Source organism: Kosakonia sp. H7A, assembly GCF_003028445.1.
Taxonomy (GTDB): Bacteria; Pseudomonadota; Gammaproteobacteria; order Enterobacterales; family Enterobacteriaceae; genus Kosakonia; species Kosakonia radicincitans.
Window position 1 is genome coordinate 81,146 of sequence record NZ_PYTZ01000002.1, and the last position, 19,964, is coordinate 101,109.

Below are 19,964 nucleotides of genomic sequence, written 5' to 3' on the forward strand. Positions count from 1 at the left end.
GGACAAACTCATGTCAATCAGTTCATTTAACCGACGCTGGGCGACGGTGATCCTTGAGGCCCTTACCCGTCATGGCGTCAGGCATGTTTGTATTGCCCCCGGATCGCGTTCCACCCCCTTAACGCTGGCGGCAGCGGAAAATAGCGCTTTTATCCACCATACGCACTTTGATGAGCGGGGTTTAGGCCATCTTGCGCTGGGGCTGGCGAAAGCGAGCAAAGAGCCCGTCGCGGTTATCGTGACGTCCGGTACGGCGGTGGCAAATCTCTATCCCGCGCTGATCGAAGCCGGTCTGACCGGCGAAAAGCTGGTGCTGCTCACCGCCGATCGTCCGCCTGAGCTGATTGATTGTGGGGCAAACCAGGCTATCCGCCAGCCGGGGATGTTCGCCTCGCATCCCACTGAATCTCTCGCGTTGCCGCGCCCGTCGCAGGATATCCCGGCCCGCTGGCTGGTATCGGCTATTGATAACGTGCTCGGCTCGTTGCATGGCGGTGCGGTACACATTAACTGTCCGTTCGCTGAACCTCTGTATGGCGAAATGGATGAAAGCGGTCTTGCCTGGCAACTGGCACTGGGCGACTGGTGGCAGGATGATAAACCGTGGCTGCAAACACCGAACAAAGTTAGTAGCGAAAAGCAGCATGACTGGTTTTTCTGGCGGCAAAAACGCGGCGTTATTGTGGCCGGTCGCATGAGTGCGAGCGAAGGCAAGCTGCTGGCTGAATGGGCGAAAACGCTCGGTTGGCCATTAATGGGCGATGTTTTATCCCAGACCGGCCAGCCGTTGCCGTGCGCCGATCTGTGGCTCGGCAACAGCCGTGCGACAGAAGAATTGGCCCAGGCACAAATTGTGTTGCAGTTTGGCAGCAGCCTGACCGGTAAACGGCTACTCCAGTGGCAGGCAACCTGCGAACCGCAAGAATACTGGCTGATTGATAATCTACCGGGACGGCTGGATCCGGCGCACCATCGCGGACGTCGGCTGGTTTCGGACGTCGCCGGTTGGCTGGCGTTACATCCGGCGGAGCCGCGCGCGCCCTGGAGTGTGGAGCTACCGCAGCTCTCCGCGCAGGCGTGGGACAGGGTCGCGTCGCAGCGTGAAACCTTTGGCGAAGCGCAGCTTGCGCACCGCATTGCTGATTATTTACCGGAACAGGGGCAGCTTTTTCTCGGCAATAGCCTGGTGGTACGGCTGGTGGATGCGCTCGGGCAGATCCCGGCGGGTTATCCGGTCTTCAGCAACCGCGGCGCCAGCGGCATCGACGGTTTGATATCGACTTCAGCAGGCGTGCAGCGCGCCAGCGCCCGCCCGACGCTGGCAATGGTCGGCGATCTTTCTGCCCTCTACGATCTGAATGCGCTGGCGTTGCTGCGCCAGGTTTCTGCGCCTTTTGTCCTGCTGGTGGTGAATAACAACGGCGGGCAAATCTTTTCTCTGCTGCCGACGCCACCCGCCGAGCGCGAGCAGTTCTATCTGATGCCGCAGAACGTGCATTTTGACCATGCGGCAGCAATGTTCGGTCTTGATTACCATCGTCCGGAAAGCTGGGAGGCGCTGGAATTGGCGTTATCCGGCGCCTGGTGCAAACCGGGTGCTACGCTGATTGAACTGGTGGTCAACGACACGGATGGTGCGCAGACGTTGCAAACGCTGCTGGCGCAGGTGAGCCAGTTGTGACGCTACACGGGCGCGCTATCTCCGCCGACAGGCCGCAGCCGTGGCTGGTCTTTTTGCACGGTTTTTCCGGCGATAACCGCGAGTGGCAAGCGGTCAGTGAAACGCTGACTGCGTTCCCCCGGCTTTTGCTCGATCTGCCCGGGCATGGCGGTTCCGCCGACCTTTCTGTGGCCTCGTTCGATAAGATGGACGCACTACTGCGGGCAACGCTTATTCGTTACAACATACAAAACTACTGGCTGATAGGTTATTCGCTGGGCGGGCGGATTTCGATGTACCACGCTTGCCAGCATCCTGCCGGTTTATGCGGTGTTGTCATTGAAGGCGGGCACCCGGGGCTGACTGATGCAACCAGCCGCCGCGAACGTCTGGCATCGGACAGACAATGGGCGGCGCGTTTTCGTCAGCAGCCGCTTGAGGCCGTCTTTGATGCCTGGTACCGGCAGCCGGTTTTTGCCTCGCTCAGCGAGCCGCAGCGCGCGGCGCTGGTCGCATTGCGCAGCCAGAACAATGGCGCAATGCTTGCCGACATGCTGGAAGCAACCTCGCTGGCGCAGCAGCCCGATCTTCGTAGCACATTGCGGGCGCTTTCCATTCCTGTTCATTATTTATACGGTGAATACGACAGTAAGTTTCAGGCGCTGGCGACGCAAGTCACCGGTCACTGTCACGCCATTCCTGCCGCCGGGCACAACGCGCACCGGGAAAATCCCGCGGCCGTTGCTGACACCCTGGCGCGAATTCTGCGTCTTGAGATAAAGGACACACTATGATCTATCCAGATGAAGCCATGCTTTACGCGCCGGTTGAGTGGCGTGACTGTTCCGAAGGCTACACCGACATTCGTTACCAGAAGTCTGCCGACGGGATTGCCAAAATCACCATCAACCGTCCGCAGGTGCGCAATGCATTCCGTCCGCTGACGGTGAAAGAGATGATCCAGGCGCTGGCCGATGCGCGTTATGACGACAGCGTTGGCGTTATCATTCTGACCGGCGAAGGCGACAAAGCATTTTGCTCGGGCGGCGATCAGAAAGTGCGCGGTGATTACGGCGGCTACCAGGATGACTCCGGCGTGCACCATCTCAACGTGCTCGATTTCCAGCGCCAGATCCGCACCTGCCCGAAACCGGTAGTGGCGATGGTGGCTGGCTATTCCATTGGCGGCGGCCATGTGTTGCACATGATGTGCGATCTGACCATTGCGGCAGAGAACGCCATTTTCGGTCAGACTGGCCCGAAAGTCGGCTCCTTTGATGGCGGCTGGGGCGCGTCTTATATGGCGCGCATCGTCGGGCAGAAAAAAGCCCGCGAGATCTGGTTCCTCTGCCGTCAGTACGACGCACAACAGGCGCTGGATATGGGGCTGGTGAACACGGTGGTGCCGGTGGCGGATCTGGAGAAAGAGACCGTGCGCTGGTGCCGTGAAATGCTGCAAAACAGCCCGATGGCGCTGCGCTGCCTGAAAGCGGCGCTGAATGCTGACTGCGACGGCCAGGCGGGTCTGCAAGAGCTGGCGGGTAATGCCACCATGTTGTTCTACATGACCGAAGAGGGTCAGGAAGGGCGCAACGCCTTTAACCAGAAACGTCAGCCCGATTTCAGCAAATTCAAACGGAACCCATAATGCGACAGGCGCAACTTTACCGCTGGCAAATTCCGCTCGATGCGGGTGTCGTGCTGCGTGAGCGGCGCCTGAAAACCCGCGACGGCTTGTTTGTCCATTTACAGGCCGACGGGCGCGAAGGATGGGGAGAGATCTCCCCGCTGCCGGGCTTTAGCCATGAAACGCTGGACGAGGCGCAACAGGCGGCAATCAGCTGGTTGCGCGGCTGGCGTGAAGATAAAACATTATCGTTGCCCGAGCAGCCGTCAGTGGCATTTGGTCTGAGCTGCGCGCTGGCGGAACTGCACGGCGAGTTACCACAACAGGCGGACTATCGCGCCGCCATGCTATGCAGTGGCGATCCGGACGAGCTGTTTGCTGCGCTGGCTGCTTTGCCGGGTGAGAAAGTGGCGAAAGTGAAGGTCGGGTTATACGAAGCGGTGCGCGATGGCATGGTGGTTAACCTGCTGCTGGAGTCGATCCCCGATTTACGCCTGCGTCTGGACGCCAATCGCGCCTGGACACCGCTGAAAGCGCAGCAGTTTGCCAAATATGTAAACCCGGAATACCGCTCACGCATTGCCTTTCTCGAAGAGCCGTGCAAAACCCCCGCAGAGTCGCTGGCCTTTGCCCGCGAAAGCGGAATAACCATCGCCTGGGATGAAAGCCTGCGCGATGATGGCTTTCAGCTTACGCCGCAGCAAGGATTGGGCGCGGTAGTGATCAAACCCACGCTGACCGGCAGTTTGCAGCGGGTGCAGCAGCAGGTTGCGGCAGCAAAAGCGCTCGGGCTGACGGTGGTGATCAGTTCGTCTATTGAATCCAGTCTTGGCCTGATGCAGCTTGCGCGTATTGCCGCCTGGCTGACGCCTGGCACCATTCCCGGGCTGGATACTTTACAACTGATGCAGTGCCAGCTCCTGCGCCGCTGGCCAGAGAGCGATTTACCCTGTTTACAGACAGAGGTACTGGAACCACTACTATGACCTTTACGGACTGGCCCTGGCGGCACTGGCGGCAGGTACGTGGCGATCAGATTGCGGCCCGCCTTGAACAACAGACCCTGAACTGGCGTGAACTGTGCGCACGTATCGATGGGCTGGCCAGCGGTTTTGCGCGGCAGGGGGTGAACGCCGGTGATGGCGTTATGTTGCGGGCGCGTAATCATCCGGACACGCTGCTGGCGTGGCTGGCACTGTTGCAGTGTGGCGCGCGGGTGCTGCCGGTTAACCCGCAACTGCCCGCCGTGTTGCTGGATGCACTCTTACCGCAACTGACGTTGCGCTTCGCGTTGGATTTAGATACTGGCGGCGACTGGCCTGCTCTGGAGGCGCTGGCGCTTGATGAACTGGCTGGCGAGCATGCCGTGGTGTGGCACCCGCAGCGTCTGGCGTCGATGACCTTGACTTCCGGTTCCACCGGCCTGCCGAAAGCGGCCGTTCACACGTTTCATGCTCACCTCGCCAGCGCCGGGGGCGTGCTGGCGTTGATTCCCTATGCTGAGAATGATGACTGGCTGCTGTCGCTGCCGCTGTTTCACGTCTCCGGGCAGGGGATTTTGTGGCGCTGGCTGCTGGCCGGGGCGCGGATCGCCGTACAGCCTGCATTACCTTTGGCACAGGCGCTGGTCGGTTGCACGCATGCTTCGCTGGTGCCGACGCAGTTGTGGCGCTTACTCAACGACAACGCGTTGGTATCGTTGAAAGCGGTCCTGCTCGGCGGCGCAGCGATTCCGGTGGCGCTGACGCAGCAGGCGCATGAACGCGGTATTCGCTGTTTTTGCGGCTATGGTCTGACGGAGTTTGCCTCGACGGTATGCGCCAAAGAAGCCGACGGCGCGCCAGATGTCGGTTACGCCCTGCCCGGGCGCGAAGTGAAAATTGTTGATGAAGAGGTCTGGCTGCGGGCGGAGAGCATGGCGTCAGGGTACTGGCGCAACGGCGAGCTTCTGCCGCTGGTGAACAGTGAAGGCTGGTTTGCCACTCGCGATCGCGGGATGCTTCACGACGGTTGTCTCACTATCCGTGGCCGGCTGGATAATCTTTTCTTCAGCGGCGGGGAAGGGATTCAACCGGAAGAGGTGGAACGCGTGATCGCGCGTCATCCACAGGTTCAGCAGGTTATGGTTGTACCGGTTGATGATGCCGAGTTCGGCCAGCGCCCGGTGGCGGTGGTGGAGTGTGAAGGCAGCGTTGATGTGGCTGCGCTGTCAGCGTGGGTGAGCGATAAACTGGCTCGTTTTCAGCAGCCGCTGCGCTGGCTGGCGATGCCTGCTGAGCTGAAAAATGGCGGGATCAAAATCTCGCGGCACGCAGTGCTTCAGTGGGCGAATGCCGCCGTTAATGGCACGGTGCGATCAGCATAATCAACATTGCACAGTTTCTCAGGGACCAGGGCATACGGCAGGAAGTGTTACGTATTGCCGGGAAAGGGCTCAGGCCCGACGATGTGGTAAAACTGATCGGGCTTTCGGCTGACGTGGCTGAGCAGGCCAGCCATTGAGGGTTTACAGCAATCCTTTCAGGGTTAATGTCCTGCGGGTGGCGTCGTTGAGATCGTAACGGTGCAGGTCCGCAGGCATCACCCACGCAAAATCCTGAAACTCGTCATTGATGCTGACTTCACGGTTGGCGCTGATGCAGTCGAAGATCAGGTAAATCATGTAGATCGGCTCTTTCGTGCCGTCGGGGTAGGTTTTCATCCGCGTATCATCGCGAAAGGTCCACGGCGTTATCTGGCTTAATACCAGTTTATCGCCCAGCTCTTCGCGGATTTCTCTGCGCAGCGCTTCTTCGATCCGCTCGCCCGGTTCCACACCGCCGCCTGACAAAGCCCACTGGCCAGGAAAGACGCCACGGTCATCGGCCATTTTGCATAACAGGTACGCGCCATCATTTTGAATCAGCGGGCAGACAATTGTCCGTTGTCGCATTGGTCCCTCCTTGATGATGAGAAAAGTCTGCGCAACGTTATAGCACACTACTGCACAGAGAAAGTGCGCGGCTTAGCGCATCATCCCTTTTTTATTCATTATGCGAAAAGAAAAATAGGCATATAATCAGCAGCTTTGGGAAATTGGCTTGAAATGTGCGGATATCAAAAATGAAAAAAGTGGCTTTGTTAGGGTTAGCCAGTCTGCTGCTGGCATCTGCCGGCGCGCAGGCTGTGAGTTTGAATGGTCAGCTTGGTAAAGATTACAGCAACTTAGGTTTTGGGTTCGGCACTGAAACCAGCGGTATTGCCGTAACCGGCAACTGGGCGCACAGCGAAGATGATGGTGAAGTCGCCGGTCTGGGTCTGGGCTATAACCTTCCGCTGGGGCCGTTCCTGGCAACGGTCGGCGGTAAAGGCCTTTATATCAGCCCGGATTCCGGCAGCGATGGTTACGCCATCGCGGTCGGCGGCGGCCTGCAATGGAAAATCGCCAGCAGCTTCAGCCTGTTCGGCGAATATTACTACTCGCCGGATTCGCTCTCCAGCGGCGTGAAAGAGTATCAGGAAGCGAACGCCGGTGCGCGTTACACCATTATGCGCCCGCTGACCGTTGAAGCCGGTTATCGCTATATCGATATGACCGGTAAAGAAGGTCATCGTGATAACGCCGTGGCCGATGGCCCGTACGTCGGCGTAAGTGCCAGCTTCTGATTCCCCGGCGCGGCGTTCGTCCGCGCCAGTTTATTGCCTTTTTTACCCCGCACATGCGTTATAGTGTTTCAACCTCGATTGCTGGAGATAACAATGTTGAACGTGGAGATGCTGTCCACCGGCGATGAAGTGCTGCATGGTCAGATTGTAGATACCAACGCGGCATGGCTGGCGGACTTTTTCTTTAATCAGGGACTGCCGTTAACGCGCCGCAACACCGTCGGCGATAATCTCAATGATCTGGTTGCCATTCTGCGTGAACGCAGCGAACACGCGGATGTGCTGATTGTAAACGGCGGTCTTGGGCCAACCAGCGACGATCTGAGCGCTCTGGCGGCAGCGACAGCCAAAGGTGAAGGGCTGGTGTTGCACGAAGCCTGGCTGGCGCAAATGGAGCGTTTTTTCAGTGAACGTGGTCGCGTGATGGCGCCCAGCAACCGCAAACAGGCGGAAATCCCGGCCAGCGCGGAACTGGTCGATAACCCGGTCGGCACCGCGTGCGGCTTTGCCATACAGCTCAACCGCTGTCTGATGTTCTTTACCCCCGGCGTGCCGTCTGAGTTCAGGGTGATGGTCGAGCACGAAATCCTGCCGCGTCTGCGCGCGCGTTTTACGCTGCCGGAGCCGCCGATTTGTCTGCGTCTGACCACCTTTGGCCGCTCGGAAAGCGATCTGGCGCAAAGCCTGGCGCACCTCGAATTGCCTGAAGGCGTGGTGATGGGCTACCGCTCATCAATGCCGATTATTGAACTGAAACTGACCGGTCCGGCGGAGCATCGCGCGGCGATGGAAGCCGTATGGCCGCAAGTGAAACGTGTCGCCGGTGAGAGCCTGATTTTTGAAGGCACCGTCGGCTTACCGGCGCTGCTTGCCGCGCGGCTGCGCGAGCGTCAGCTCAGCCTGACCCTGAGCGAGCAGTTCACCGGTGGTCTGGTCGCACTGCAACTTTCCCGGGCCGGTGCGCCGCTGCTGGCCAGCGAAGTGTTGCCGTCGCAGGCGGAAGAACTGGCACAAAGCGCGCGCTGGACGACCGAACTGCGCAACCGGCATCTCGCCGGGCTGGCGCTGACCGTCACTGGCCTGGAAGAGGATCACCTCAACTTTGCGCTTGCCACGCCGGAAGGGACGCAGGCGCTGCGGGTGAAATTCAATACCAATCGCCATGGTCTGGTCGTGCGTCAGGAAGTGTGTGCGATGATGGCGCTCAATATCCTGCGCCGCTGGCTTGAAGGTAAAGATCTGGCCAGCGATCACGGCTGGATCAATGTTGTCGAAACTCTGTCGGTGTAATTCCGAAAGAAAGGGTAACGGCTTGCCGTTACCCTAATGCTTGCGCCAGCAGAGTGATGGGGTGTTCGCAGCGCTTGCTGGTGGACATCTCAATCTGCCACTTGCAGGTTTCGCAATCCGTCACCACCAGGTCGGCGCCGCTGGCCTCAATCTGGGCAAACAGCGGCGCGCCGATGGCCTGCGAAGTTGTGTAGTTCTCGCTTTTAAAACCGTACGTGCCAGCGATACCGCAGCAGCGGGAGTCCAGCACTGTCAGTTCCAGCCCCGGAATGCGTCGTAGCAGTTCCAGCGTGTAGTGCGTCCAGCCCATTTTTTCCAGATGACACGGGGTGTGATAGACCACCTTCAGCGGTGTCTCACGCAGCGTCAGCTTTTTCCCTTCATCCAGCATGCGCCAGATCCAGCGCGTCGCCAGATCGATGTGTGAGCGCACATGGCTGTTATCCACATCCAGCAGATGCGGATACTCATCGCGCAGGGTGAAAGCGCAGGTGGAAGAGGTGGCGATCACCGGTAAGCCTTGCTCGCCAACGGCTTGCGTCAGCGACTGCACATTGAATTGCGCCTGTTTTTTCGCTTTTGCGAAGAAGCCATTGGCAATCAGCGGCACGCCGCAACACTTCTCCCGCTGTAATAACTGCACGCCAATGCCCATGTCGTTCAGCAGACGGATCAGATCCTTGCCCAACTGTGGATGGTTGTAATTGACATAGCAGCCGTGAAAAAACGCTACCTGTTGAGGAAATGCCCGCTGTTGTGCGGCGATGCTACGATACCAGCGGCGAAACGTGCCGTGAGAGTATTTCGGCAGCGCGCGATGGTGATCAATTTTCAGCGTTTTATCAAGCAACTGGCGTACCGGCTTTAACGCCGTAGCGGTGTTGACGAGTGGAGCAACGGGCGTTGATAGCGAGCCCATCAAATCCGTATGACTGAGGATGACATTACGCAGCGAGAACGGTTTTGCCGCGTACTGGACGCGGGCGCGCTGAATAATGTCGCCAATCTTCACCCCGGAAGGGCAGGCGGTTTCACAGCGTTTACAGTTGGTGCAATACTTCAGCGCATCGTCATACAGCGCGGCATCTTTCAGACGCAGCCGTTCGCCATCGGGACCGGCCTGTTTCGGGCCGGGATAATTGGGGTTAACCCGGCTAACCGGGCATGCGGTGGTGCATGCGGTGCATTTAATGCAGCTTTCGAACTGCGTGCTGTTCATTGTTCGCCTCCTTGTGCAATGATCTGCTGCGCGGCATGCAGCGCCGTCACGGCGCAAACGCCGCCGCCGCATCCCTGAGCGACCGCATCGAACCCGCCCAGCACCGAACCAATAACATAAAGATTCTCCACGACAGCGCCCTGACACAGGCCGCGCAGTTGCGCGTCGGTCCGGACGCCAAATTGCTGCCACGGCTGGCTGTCAAACACATCGTCGCGATACCAGTCGCTGCGCTTGTCGCTCTGCATGACATCGAGATCGAAAACCGCCTCCCGCACGCGATCGCGCCCGGCGATCAGGCCATTGCTGAAGAAACTGCCGCTGGCCAGCACGACGTGGCGCGCACGCAGCGGAATGTCTTCATGCTTACGGGTCCAGAGCTGCGTGACATGGTTGTGGCTGATGTCGGCACGCAGCACGTCGTCGCCTGGCATCCAGCTCCCGCCTTGTTGAATAAAACGCTGCTGCAACAATAACTGCATGCGCATTCCCGGTACAGATGGCGGCAGCGTTGGCAGCAGGCGCAGCGGGCAGGCTAATTGTTTATTCAGTTGGGTAAAGACATGGTTGTCCGTCAGGCCGAAGCAGGCGGGCAGCCAGAGCATTCCGTATTGCTGGCTGAGCGGAAGCAGTGCGTTATACAGTTCGCTATAGTGCTCCGGTGCATCCAGCAGGCGGGCAATATTCACCGCGCGGAACTCGCTGGGGTTATCGCGCAGCCTGTCCAGAGCTGGCAGTTCAATCTCTTCGGCATGGGCATCGATGCCGCGTTTACGCAGCGCGCTTGCGGCCAGTTGCGGCTGAAAATCAAGAAACCCACTAATGCCGACCACCGCAGTTCGCTGTTGCGCCTCTGTTTTGCGCGGTACTTCCTGCGGGCTAAGCCAGGCGCGGCGAAACGTGCCCAGCGGCGTCACGCGGTGATGCGGTGTATCAATCTCCCCCTGTAACGCCAGCTTACAGTCGGCGAGCAGGGTTTGCGCCTGCTGCGCGTAGTGACGCACCGCTTTCGCGCCCAGCAGCGCGTAAGGATGCGCGCCGTAGTGTTGCTCAAGCACAGCAATGGCGCTGTCGATGTCGGTAACCGGTTGCCCGTCCGGAAGAAAGGAGAGCAGATCCAGCGAACCGGAAGAGAAACTCAGCGCGCTCTGGCCCCGGCTGATAATCGCGCAGCGCTGCCCGCTTTCGCTCAGGCGAATTCCGCACAACAGTCCTGCCAGACCGCCGCCGATGATGACCGTGTCAAATCTCATCTTCTGCCTCCTTTTCCAGACCACATAATCCCTGGTAAACCCAACGAGTGAACTCGCTTTCGCGCAGGGCATCGCCCCAGGCCACCGGCTTCACGCCTTTCCAGCGTTCATTAAGGAAATCACGCAACTGGCTGAGCGACTCGGTTTCGCTGGTAACATGCAGACGGTTTAACAGCCCGGCGGCGCGACAGGCGCATAATTCCCCCTGGCAGGTGCCCATGCCGACGCGCGTGCGGCGGCGCAAATCGAGCAGCGAATGGACATTCAGGTTTTCCACCGCGTACTGCACTTCGCCCGCCGTCACGGCTTCACATTCGCAGACCAGGCTGCGGTTGTGGCGATCGCTGCCAAGCCAGTTGGGTGTGCGATCGCCGTGACGATAAACCGCAGAACCGCGCAGCGGCGTTGGCAGTGAGATGATTTTTTTCAGTGTTTGCTCGGTTGACTCCCGGGAACCAGGCAGCGGAGTGGAAGCGGTGGTGCAGGCCGCGCCGTGGTTCAGTTTTTGGCAGACCGCATCCGTTGCCCATTCGGCCATCAAACGGTAGGTCATCAGTTTGCCGCCGGTAATGGTGATAAACCCTTCCAGCCCGTCGCGCTGCGCGTGATCCAGCAGCACAATGCCCCGGCTGACATTGCGGCCGCTCGGATCGTCATCGCTGGCTACCAGCGGACGAACGCCCGCATAGGCGCGCAGAATACGCGTTTGCGCCATTACCGGTGCCAGTTTTTCCCCTTCCCGCAGCAGGATATCCACCTCTTCCGGCGTCACGCGGACGTTATCGATATCGGCGTAATCAATGTGCGTGGAGGTGGTGCCGATCAGTGAAATGGTGTCGCCAGGCACCAGAATATCGGCATCGGCAGGTTTGCGGCAGCGGTTAATAACCCGCTGATTGATTCGGTGATCGAGGATTAACAGCGCGCCTTTGGCCGGGAACATGCGAATGCGCAGATCGGCATATTCCGCGATGCGCTGGCCCCAGATCCCGGCAGCGTTCACCACCACTGGCGCGTAAAGTTGCAGATTTTCGCCGCTGGCAGGATGCCAGAGATTCACGCCGCTCACGCGATCGCCATGGCGAATCAACCCGCACACTTCGTGGCCGGTAAGGATTTTTGCTCCGTGCTCACGCGCATCCAGCATATTGCTGGCGGTCAGGCGGAAAGGATCCACTGTCCCATCCGGCACCCGCACAGCGCCGAGCAGCGTCGGGTTAACGCTCGGTTCTAACCGCAGCGCTTCTTGCGGCGAAATCGCCTGTGCCGGAATACCTGCCTGCCGGCAGCAATTGATAAACTGGCTTTGATAGACCAAATCATCTTCCGGCAACGTAATGAACAGACCATCGGTGGGTTCAACGCAGTGACGGGCAATGCGTTTGAGGATTTGGTTCTCTGCAATGCATTCGCGCGCAGATTCGTTATCAGTGACCGCATAGCGCGCCCCGCTGTGCAGCAGGCCGTGGTTGCGGCCAGTTGCGCCGGTGGCGATGTCGTGACGTTCGATCAGCACCGCGCGCAGTCCGCGCAGAGCGCAGTCACGGGCTATCCCGGCACCGGTGGCTCCGCCGCCAATAATAATCACATCGTAATCAGGAGAGTTATGCATCTTCGCGTCCCTGTGGCCGACTTTCAGATGCAACCATTTAGCCACACTATGAGTGTGGTTTGTTTGATATCGCGCATATTCGAGCAAATAACGAAAGTCGAACGCGCTTTCATGCGTGAAATTAGACTCTTGTCATATTTCTGTAACATTTATTGCGACAACCCGTTCTCTCTACGTAAAACTTTCTCTACAATCCGCCGCGAATAACTTTCGTAATGTTCGTTTTCACTCATTCTTGCCCGAAATGAGTCTTACCGCGCCACGGAGGCCGCTATGTTGAGTATTTTTAAACCTGCCCCCCATCTTTCGCGTCTGCCGGACGCGCAAATCGACCCGCTTTATCGGCGGCTGCGCTGGCAAATTTTCCTCGGCATTTTTTTTGGTTACGCTGCCTATTATCTGGTGCGTAAAAACTTTGCCTTGGCCATGCCGTACCTCGTTGAACAGGGGTTCTCCCGTGGCGATCTGGGGTTTGCGCTTTCAGGTATCTCGATTGCCTACGGCTTTTCGAAATTCATCATGGGCTCGGTATCGGATCGTTCGAATCCGCGCGTGTTTCTGCCCGCCGGGCTGATTCTTGCTGCTGCCGTGATGCTGTTTATGGGCTTTGTGCCCTGGGCCACCTCCAGCATTATGATCATGTTTGTACTGCTCTTTTTATGCGGTTGGTTCCAGGGGATGGGCTGGCCGCCGTGTGGACGTACGATGGTGCACTGGTGGTCGCAGAAGGAGCGCGGCGGCGTTGTTTCTGTGTGGAACTGCGCGCATAACGTTGGCGGCGGTATTCCGCCACTGCTGTTTTTGTTAGGGATGGCCTGGTTTAACGACTGGCATGCAGCGCTGTATATGCCAGCCTTTGGCGCGATTCTGGTGGCGATTATCGCCTTTGCTCTGATGCGTGATACGCCGCAATCCTGCGGTTTGCCGCCGATCGAAGAGTACAAAAACGACTACCCGGATGATTACAGTGACAAGCACGAAGAAGAGCTGTCGGCGAAGCAGATTTTTATGCAGTACATCCTGCCGAACAAGCTGTTGTGGTACATCGCCGTGGCTAACGTGTTCGTATATCTGCTGCGTTACGGCATTCTCGACTGGTCGCCAACTTACCTGAAAGAAGTGAAGCACTTCGCGCTGGATAAATCCTCGTGGGCCTATTTTTTGTATGAGTACGCGGGTATTCCCGGCACGCTGCTCTGCGGCTGGATGTCGGACAAAGTGTTCCGTGGCAATCGCGGCGCGACCGGCGTGTTCTTTATGACGCTGGTGACAATCGCGACTATTGTTTACTGGCTGAACCCGGCGGGCAATCCGACGGTAGATATGGTCTGTATGATCGTCATTGGCTTCCTGATTTATGGCCCGGTGATGCTGATTGGTCTGCATGCACTGGAGCTGGCACCGAAAAAAGCGGCAGGTACGGCAGCCGGGTTTACCGGATTGTTTGGCTACCTCGGCGGTTCTGTCGCCGCCAGTGCCATTGTCGGTTATACCGTTGATTTCTTCGGCTGGGATGGCGGTTTTATGGTGATGATCGGCGGCAGCATTCTCGCCGTTTTGTTGCTGATTATCGTGATGCTGGGCGAAAAACGTCACCATGCTGAGATGCTGGCGCGCCGTCAGTAAAAGGGAGTGCAGATGAAAACCACCTTTACCCGTATCACAACCGGCCTGTTACTAGCCGGTTTATTTGCCAGCCAGGCGCTGGCGGCGGAGAAAATCGTGATTGCCCATCGCGGTGCAAGCGGCTATCTGCCGGAGCACACATTACCGGCAAAAGCGATGGCTTATGCGCAGGGCGCCGATTATCTCGAGCAGGATCTGGTGATGACCAAAGACGACCAGTTGGTTGTCCTGCACGATCACTATCTGGATCGCGTGACCGATGCGGCGGAGCGTTTTCCGCAGCGCGCCCGTAAAGATGGCCGCTTTTACGCCATCGACTTTACGCTGGACGAAATTCGTTCGCTGAAGTTTACCGAAGGCTTTGATGTGGAAAACGGCAAGAAAGTGCAGCTCTTTCCGGGGCGCTTTCCGATGGGCAAATCGGAATTCCGCATTCATACCTTTGCCGAAGAGATTGAGTTTGTGCAGGGGTTGAACCACTCCACGGGCAAAAATATCGGTATCTACCCGGAAATCAAAGCGCCGTGGTTCCATCATCAGGAAGGCAAGGACATTGCCGCGAAGACGCTGGAAGTGCTGAAAAAGTACGGTTACACCAGCAAAAAAGACAAAGTCTACCTGCAATGTTTTGATGCCGACGAGCTAAAGCGCATTAAACATGAGCTGGAGCCGAAGATGGGGATGGATCTCAATCTGGTGCAACTGATTGCCTACACCAAATGGCATGAAACTCAGCAAAAACAACCGGATGGTAAATGGGTGAATTACAACTATGACTGGATGCTGCAACCCGGCGCGATGCAGCAGATTGCGCAGTATGCTGACGGGATTGGCCCGGATTACCATATGCTGGTGGCCGACGGTTCCACGCCGGGCAACGTGAAGCTAACGCAGATGGTCAAAGAGGCGCATGAACACCATTTGCAGGTGCATCCGTTTACCGTGCGGGCCGATCAGCTTCCGCCGTATGCCAGTGATGTCAATCAGCTGTATGAGGTGCTGTACCGGCAGGCGGATGTCGATGGCTTGTTTACCGACTTCCCGGATAAAGCAGTGCAGTTTTTAAAAGATAAGCGGCAGTAGGGAAAGCTGTTTCGCCAGATGGTGCTGAAGCTGTCAACAAAAAAGGGCCGTATGGCCCTTTTTTTACATCTCAATCTCAATATCGCCTTTCGCCCGGCAGCAGCAGGGCAAAATTTCCCCTTCGTTAACGAAGGCCAGCGGCTCGGCAATCCAGTCAACCTGGCCTGCTACCAGACGACAACGGCAGGAACCGCAGTAGCCTGCGCGGCACTGGTACTCCACTTCCACCTGCTGTGACTCCAGCGCCACCAGCAGGGAAGGGTGCTCATCCCGGCACAGCACCTCGGTGCCGGAAAGGCGCAGCGTTACGCGACTCATCAGAGCTGGAAGCTGCTCAGATCGTCGGTATCGACTTCAGAATCGATCTGACCGACCAGGTAGGAACTGACTTCCACTTCCTGCGGCGCCACCTGCACGTTATCGGAAACCAGCCAGGTGTTGATCCACGGAATTGGGTTTGAACGCGTCTGGAACGGCAGATCGAGGCCAACCGCCTGCATGCGGATGTTGGTGATGTATTCGACGTACTGGCAGAGAATGTCTTTGTTCAGGCCGATCATTGAACCGCCCTGGAACAAATATTCCGCCCACTCTTTCTCCTGCAAAGCCGCCTGCACGAACAGGTCATAGGATGCCTGTTTGCACTCTTCGGCAATCTCTGCCATTTCCGGATCGTCAGCGCCAGAGCGCAGCAGGTTCAGCATATGCTGAGTGCCGGTCAGGTGCAGCGCTTCATCGCGGGCAATCAGGCGGATGATTTTGGCGTTGCCTTCCATCAGTTCGCGCTCGGCAAAGGCAAAGGAGCAGGCGAAGCTGACATAGAAGCGAATCGCTTCCAGCGCATTAACGCTCATCAGGCACAGGTAGAGTTTCTTTTTCAGCTCGCGCAGGTTCACGGTAACGGTTTTGCCGTTCACGGTGTGTGTGCCTTCGCCCAGCAGATGCCAGTAGCTGGTCGTCTCAATCAGGTCATCATAGAAATGCGAGATGCCTTCCGCACGTTTGAGGATCTGCTCGTTGGTGACGATATCGTCAAACACCACCGCTGGATCGTTAACGATGTTGCGGATGATGTGGGTGTAAGAGCGCGAGTGGATGGTTTCGGAAAACGCCCACGTCTCGACCCAGGTCTCCAGTTCCGGAATGGAGATCAGCGGCAGCAGTGCGACGTTCGGGCTGCGGCCCTGGATGGAATCCAGCAGCGTCTGGTATTTCAGGTTGCTGATAAAAATATGTTTTTCGTGTTCCGGCAGCGCCTGGAAATCGATACGGTCGCGGGAAACATCAACTTCTTCCGGACGCCAGAAGAAGGAGAGTTGTTTTTCAATCAGCTTTTCAAAGATGTCATATTTTTGCTGATCGTAGCGCGCCACGTTAACCGGCTGGCCAAAGAACATCGGCTCCAGTAGCTGATTGTTTTTCGTCTGTGAAAAAGTGGTGTAAGCCATGAAAGTGTCCTGTCTTGCGAAAGAAAAGGGCGGGTTTCCCCGCCCCTTCGTTAGATCTTACATGCGCCGCTTTCGCAGCCATCGTCCTGGATGGAAGGTACCAGGTCATCCTGGGCATCTTCCGCTCCATCGCGGGTGTTTTGATAGTACAGCGTTTTCACGCCAAATTTGTACGCGGTGAGCAAGTCTTTCAGTAATTGTTGCATCGGCACTTTGCCCGACGGGAAACGGCTCGGATCGTAGTTGGTGTTAGCAGAAATCGACTGATCGATAAACTTCTGCATAATGCCGACCAGTTGCAGGTAGCCGTCATTGTTTGGCATTTCCCACAGCAGCTCGTAAGCGGTGCTCAGTTTTTCGTAGTCCGGCACCACCTGGCGCAGAATACCATCTTTCGACGCTTTGATGCTCACGTGGCCGCGCGGCGGTTCGATACCGTTGGTGGCGTTGGAGATCTGCGATGACGTTTCAGACGGCATCAGCGCGGAGAGCGTGGAGTTACGCAGGCCGTGCGTTTTGATGGATTCGCGCAGTGCTTCCCAGTCGTAATGCAGCGGCTCGTTGGTAATACCGTCGAGATCTTTCTTGTAGGTGTCGATCGGCAAAATGCCCTGCGAATAGGTGGTTTCATTGAACCACGGGCATGCACCTTGCTCTTTCGCCAGCTCGTTAGACGCTTTCAGCAGCCAGTACTGAATGGCTTCGAAGGTCTGATGCGTCAGGTTATTGGCGCTGCCGTCGGAGTAACGCTTGCCGTTCTTCGCCAGCCAGTAAGCAAAGTTGATCACGCCGATACCCAGCGTACGGCGGCCCATGGCGCCACGTTTTGCCGCCGGGATTGGGTAATCCTGGTAATCCAGCAGCGCGTCGAGAGCACGTACCGCAAGCGTTGCCAGCTCTTCCAGTTCGTCAAGGTTTTTGATGGCGCCGAGGTTGAAAGCAGACAGCGTACAGAGTGCGATTTCACCGCTGTCGTCATTAACGTCATCCAGCGGCTTGGTCGGCAGCGCGATTTCCAGGCACAGGTTGGACTGACGTACCGGTGCGACCTGCGGGTCGAACGGGCTGTGCGTGTTGCAGTGGTCGACGTTCTGGATGTAGATACGGCCCGTTGAAGCACGTTCCTGCATCATCAGTGAGAACAGCTCAACCGCTTTGATGCGCTGCTTACGGATGCTGTCGTCTTTCTCATATTGGGTGTACAGACGCTCGAACTCGTCCTGATCGGCGAAGAACGCGTCATACAAACCCGGGACGTCGGACGGGCTGAACAGGGTGATCTCTTCACCTTTCAGCAGACGGGTGTACATCAGTTTGTTGATCTGTACGCCGTAGTCCATGTGACGCACGCGGTTACCTTCCACGCCGCGGTTGTTTTTCAGTACCAGCAGGCTTTCTACTTCCAGGTGCCACATCGGGTAGAACAGGGTGGCCGCACCACCGCGTACGCCGCCCTGCGAGCAGGATTTCACCGCCGTCTGGAAATGTTTGTAGAACGGAATACAGCCAGTGTGGAACGCTTCACCACCACGGATCGGGCTGCCCAGCGCACGGATGCGGCCGGCGTTGATGCCGATACCGGCACGCTGGGAAACGTATTTCACAATCGCGCTGGAAGTGGCGTTGATGGAATCCAGGCTGTCGCCGCACTCAATCAGTACGCAGGAGCTGAACTGACGCGTCGGAGTACGCACGCCGGACATGATCGGCGTCGGCAGCGAAATTTTGAACGTGGATACCGCATCATAGAAACGCTTCACGTAGTCCAGACGCGTTTCACGTGGGTAGTTCGAGAACAGGCAGGCAGCAACCAGAATATAGAGGAACTGCGCGCTCTCGTAGATTTCGCCGGTCACGCGGTTCTGTACCAGGTATTTCCCTTCCAGCTGCTTCACGGCGGCATAGGAGAAGTTCATATCACGCCAGTGATCGATAAAACCGTCCATCTGCTTGAACTCTTCTTCCGTGTAGTCTTCCAGCAGATGATGATCGTATTTACCCAGTTCGATCATTTTTTTCACGTGGTCGTACAGCGCTGGCGGTTCAAACTGACCGTAAGCTTTTTTACGCAGGTGGAAAATCGCCAGGCGCGCGGCCAGGTACTGGTAGTCCGGCGCATCGCGGGAGATTAAATCCGCGGCGGCCTTGATGATGGTCTCATGGATGTCGGAGGTTTTGATCCCGTCGTAAAACTGAATATGTGAACGCAGTTCAACCTGAGAGATAGAGACGTTACTCAGCCCCTCTGCCGCCCAATCCAGCACTCGATGGATTTTGTCGAGATTGATGCGCTCAGTGCCACCATCACGTTTTGTCACCAGCAGACTCTGATTCATGTGATTACCTGTCCGTGAAATAAAAGTATCCCCCAATTATCCACAGTTCGTCGCTGTGACTAACTCTGTGGATAAATACTATATGTAGGGGGTTTGCGATAAGGAAAACGCTATATGGTGATTATTCTAGTAAGGATTCTTTTCAGTACAAGAGTTGATTTTGAGGTTAAATTGAGGTTGCGAAAGCGTAATAAACGCTAAGTCCTCATGCTGTAAGGCCTGGCGGGGATGTCAACATTTTGCAAAAAAAAATGAATTTTTGATCGAGTGCTGATTTCTTCATCGGGAAAGGCAAATGCGCAGCTTGATACTGCGCAACATTTATAACTTTAACTAATGACCTTAGTTGTTTTTTGCCGTTGTGTGTAACATGTAATTAACATCAACGCCCGGCCCTAAGGTAAATTTATTCAGCAGCGGATTATAATGCAGCCCGGTGATATGACATTCCTGAAGCACCGTCTCATCGATCCAGGTTAATAATTCAGCAGGTTTAATGAATTTCTTCACGTCGTGCGTGCCTTTCGGCACCATGCGCAGCACATATTCTGCGCCGACGACAGCCATCAGCCAGGATTTGCCATTGCGGTTAATTGTCGAGAAGAAGACGTGACCGCCCGGTTTAACCAGCTGCGCACACGCTTTTACCACCGATTGCGGATCGGGGACGTGCTCCAGCATCTCCATACAGGTCACCACGTCGTACTGCTGCGCGTGTTTCGCGGCATGTTCTTCGACGGTTTCCTGAACATAATCGACCTGCACGCCGGATTCCAGCGCATGCAGACGCGCGACCTGCAACGGTTCAAAGCCCATATCCAGACCGGTCACCGTTGCGCCTTCCTGCGCCATGCTTTCCGCCAGGATGCCGCCGCCGCAGCCAACATCGAGCACCTTTTTACCGAACAGACCGCCAGCATGTTCGCTAATGTAGCCCAGACGCAGCGGGTTAATACGGTGCAGGGGCTTAAACTCACCCTCTTTATCCCACCAGCGTGAAGCGACAGCTTCGAATTTGGCGATTTCAGCGTGGTCAACATTCTGAGCGGCCAGTGTTTTTTCGGCATTCATGGGCGCATTTACTCCTCTCTCAATAAGACGTGTGAGTATATCAGGCCGACGGGATGAATAAACCTTTGCGCGGGAGTTATAGATTTACCTGTCT

The 19,964-nt window shown here is 56.9% G+C and carries 17 protein-coding genes; 9 read left to right on the forward strand and 8 right to left on the reverse strand.

Going from position 1 to position 19,964, the window contains the following annotated elements; all coding sequences use genetic code 11:
• Window positions 1–10: 10 nt before the first annotated feature.
• The 5 genes from menD to menE are packed head-to-tail and all read left to right on the forward strand — an operon-like array spanning window position 11 to window position 5,652.
• On the forward strand, window positions 11–1,681 hold the full coding sequence (gene menD, locus CWM66_RS08305; RefSeq protein ID WP_090396433.1) for a 2-succinyl-5-enolpyruvyl-6-hydroxy-3-cyclohexene-1-carboxylic-acid synthase: 1,671 nt from the start codon (window positions 11–13) through the stop codon (window positions 1,679–1,681).
• Entirely contained in the window at window positions 1,678–2,454 is a 777-nt protein-coding gene (gene menH / locus CWM66_RS08310; protein WP_107146489.1) for a 2-succinyl-6-hydroxy-2,4-cyclohexadiene-1-carboxylate synthase, read from the forward strand. The genes menD and menH overlap by 4 nt, the downstream gene beginning before the upstream one ends.
• Window positions 2,451–3,308, forward strand: coding sequence for a 1,4-dihydroxy-2-naphthoyl-CoA synthase (menB, locus tag CWM66_RS08315; protein WP_107146490.1), 858 nt, complete (start codon window positions 2,451–2,453; stop codon window positions 3,306–3,308). The genes menH and menB overlap by 4 nt, the downstream gene beginning before the upstream one ends.
• Window positions 3,308–4,273: an o-succinylbenzoate synthase gene (gene menC, locus CWM66_RS08320; protein WP_090396442.1), complete on the forward strand. Its 966-nt coding sequence runs from the start codon at window positions 3,308–3,310 to the stop codon at window positions 4,271–4,273. The genes menB and menC overlap by 1 nt, the downstream gene beginning before the upstream one ends.
• On the forward strand, window positions 4,270–5,652 hold the full coding sequence (gene menE, locus CWM66_RS08325; RefSeq protein WP_107146491.1) for an o-succinylbenzoate--CoA ligase: 1,383 nt from the start codon (window positions 4,270–4,272) through the stop codon (window positions 5,650–5,652). The genes menC and menE overlap by 4 nt, the downstream gene beginning before the upstream one ends.
• Window positions 5,653–5,793: 141 nt before the next feature.
• Here the strand turns inward: menE and nudI are convergent, their stop codons facing one another.
• The gene (gene nudI, locus CWM66_RS08330) at window positions 5,794–6,219 is read right to left on the reverse strand and encodes a nucleoside triphosphatase NudI (RefSeq protein WP_107146492.1); all 426 of its coding nucleotides are present in this window, start codon (window positions 6,217–6,219) and stop codon (window positions 5,794–5,796) included.
• Between the two features lie 170 nt (window positions 6,220–6,389).
• On the opposite strand from nudI, the gene CWM66_RS08335 reads away from it, so the two are divergent.
• Window positions 6,390–6,932 carry a YfaZ family outer membrane protein gene (locus CWM66_RS08335; protein WP_007371111.1) on the forward strand — a complete coding sequence of 181 codons (543 nt, stop codon included), beginning with the start codon at window positions 6,390–6,392 and terminating at the stop codon, window positions 6,930–6,932.
• 93 nt (window positions 6,933–7,025) lie between these two features.
• Window positions 7,026–8,222, forward strand: a complete 1,197-nt coding sequence (locus CWM66_RS08340; protein ID WP_007371112.1) for a nicotinamide mononucleotide deamidase-related protein YfaY — start codon at window positions 7,026–7,028, stop codon at window positions 8,220–8,222.
• Window positions 8,223–8,250: 28 nt separating this feature from the next.
• Here the strand turns inward: CWM66_RS08340 and glpC are convergent, their stop codons facing one another.
• Genes glpC through glpA form a run of 3 tightly spaced genes read right to left on the reverse strand, consistent with a single transcriptional unit; the run spans window position 8,251 to window position 12,306 of the window.
• Window positions 8,251–9,441, reverse strand: a complete 1,191-nt coding sequence (glpC, locus tag CWM66_RS08345; protein ID WP_071921098.1) for an anaerobic glycerol-3-phosphate dehydrogenase subunit GlpC — start codon at window positions 9,439–9,441, stop codon at window positions 8,251–8,253.
• On the reverse strand, window positions 9,438–10,694 hold the full coding sequence (gene glpB, locus CWM66_RS08350; protein WP_007371114.1) for a glycerol-3-phosphate dehydrogenase subunit GlpB: 1,257 nt from the start codon (window positions 10,692–10,694) through the stop codon (window positions 9,438–9,440). The genes glpC and glpB overlap by 4 nt, the downstream gene beginning before the upstream one ends.
• Window positions 10,684–12,306 (reverse strand): anaerobic glycerol-3-phosphate dehydrogenase subunit A, encoded by a 1,623-nt coding sequence (gene glpA / locus CWM66_RS08355; protein ID WP_007371115.1) that lies wholly within the window; start codon window positions 12,304–12,306, stop codon window positions 10,684–10,686. The genes glpB and glpA overlap by 11 nt, the downstream gene beginning before the upstream one ends.
• Window positions 12,307–12,579: 273 nt before the next feature.
• Here glpA and glpT point away from each other — a divergent pair, with 273 nt between their 5' ends.
• Both glpT and glpQ read left to right on the forward strand, forming a co-directional pair.
• Window positions 12,580–13,932 (forward strand): glycerol-3-phosphate transporter, encoded by a 1,353-nt coding sequence (gene glpT, locus CWM66_RS08365; RefSeq protein WP_035888801.1) that lies wholly within the window; start codon window positions 12,580–12,582, stop codon window positions 13,930–13,932.
• 12 nt (window positions 13,933–13,944) lie between these two features.
• Window positions 13,945–15,015 carry a glycerophosphodiester phosphodiesterase gene (glpQ, locus tag CWM66_RS08370; protein ID WP_107146493.1) on the forward strand — a complete coding sequence of 357 codons (1,071 nt, stop codon included), beginning with the start codon at window positions 13,945–13,947 and terminating at the stop codon, window positions 15,013–15,015.
• 63 nt (window positions 15,016–15,078) lie between these two features.
• Here the strand turns inward: glpQ and yfaE are convergent, their stop codons facing one another.
• From yfaE to ubiG, 4 genes are all read right to left on the reverse strand, one after another.
• Window positions 15,079–15,333 carry a class I ribonucleotide reductase maintenance protein YfaE gene (gene yfaE, locus CWM66_RS08375; protein ID WP_007371119.1) on the reverse strand — a complete coding sequence of 85 codons (255 nt, stop codon included), beginning with the start codon at window positions 15,331–15,333 and terminating at the stop codon, window positions 15,079–15,081.
• The gene (nrdB, locus tag CWM66_RS08380) at window positions 15,333–16,463 is read right to left on the reverse strand and encodes a class Ia ribonucleoside-diphosphate reductase subunit beta (protein ID WP_007371120.1); all 1,131 of its coding nucleotides are present in this window, start codon (window positions 16,461–16,463) and stop codon (window positions 15,333–15,335) included. The genes yfaE and nrdB overlap by 1 nt, the downstream gene beginning before the upstream one ends.
• Before the next feature lie 50 nt (window positions 16,464–16,513).
• A complete protein-coding gene (gene nrdA / locus CWM66_RS08385) occupies window positions 16,514–18,799 on the reverse strand; it encodes a class 1a ribonucleoside-diphosphate reductase subunit alpha (RefSeq protein WP_035888806.1) in 2,286 nt (761 codons plus the stop codon).
• A gap of 342 nt (window positions 18,800–19,141) precedes the next feature.
• The gene (gene ubiG, locus CWM66_RS08390) at window positions 19,142–19,870 is read right to left on the reverse strand and encodes a bifunctional 2-polyprenyl-6-hydroxyphenol methylase/3-demethylubiquinol 3-O-methyltransferase UbiG (protein ID WP_107146494.1); all 729 of its coding nucleotides are present in this window, start codon (window positions 19,868–19,870) and stop codon (window positions 19,142–19,144) included.
• Window positions 19,871–19,964: the final 94 nt, after the last annotated feature.

Coding starts and splice junctions, on each gene's coding strand:
- menD (WP_090396433.1), top strand. CDS start 11: ATGTCAATCAGTTCATTTAACCGACGCTGGGCGACGGTGATCCTTGAG.
- menB (WP_107146490.1), top strand. CDS start 2,451: ATGATCTATCCAGATGAAGCCATGCTTTACGCGCCGGTTGAGTGGCGT.
- menC (WP_090396442.1), top strand. CDS start 3,308: ATGCGACAGGCGCAACTTTACCGCTGGCAAATTCCGCTCGATGCGGGT.
- menE (WP_107146491.1), top strand. CDS start 4,270: ATGACCTTTACGGACTGGCCCTGGCGGCACTGGCGGCAGGTACGTGGC.
- nudI (WP_107146492.1), bottom strand. CDS start 6,219: ATGCGACAACGGACAATTGTCTGCCCGCTGATTCAAAATGATGGCGCG.
- CWM66_RS08335 (WP_007371111.1), top strand. CDS start 6,390: ATGAAAAAAGTGGCTTTGTTAGGGTTAGCCAGTCTGCTGCTGGCATCT.
- CWM66_RS08340 (WP_007371112.1), top strand. CDS start 7,026: ATGTTGAACGTGGAGATGCTGTCCACCGGCGATGAAGTGCTGCATGGT.
- glpC (WP_071921098.1), bottom strand. CDS start 9,441: ATGAACAGCACGCAGTTCGAAAGCTGCATTAAATGCACCGCATGCACC.
- glpB (WP_007371114.1), bottom strand. CDS start 10,694: ATGAGATTTGACACGGTCATCATCGGCGGCGGTCTGGCAGGACTGTTG.
- glpA (WP_007371115.1), bottom strand. CDS start 12,306: ATGCATAACTCTCCTGATTACGATGTGATTATTATTGGCGGCGGAGCC.
- glpT (WP_035888801.1), top strand. CDS start 12,580: ATGTTGAGTATTTTTAAACCTGCCCCCCATCTTTCGCGTCTGCCGGAC.
- glpQ (WP_107146493.1), top strand. CDS start 13,945: ATGAAAACCACCTTTACCCGTATCACAACCGGCCTGTTACTAGCCGGT.
- yfaE (WP_007371119.1), bottom strand. CDS start 15,333: ATGAGTCGCGTAACGCTGCGCCTTTCCGGCACCGAGGTGCTGTGCCGG.
- nrdB (WP_007371120.1), bottom strand. CDS start 16,463: ATGGCTTACACCACTTTTTCACAGACGAAAAACAATCAGCTACTGGAG.
- nrdA (WP_035888806.1), bottom strand. CDS start 18,799: ATGAATCAGAGTCTGCTGGTGACAAAACGTGATGGTGGCACTGAGCGC.
- ubiG (WP_107146494.1), bottom strand. CDS start 19,870: ATGAATGCCGAAAAAACACTGGCCGCTCAGAATGTTGACCACGCTGAA.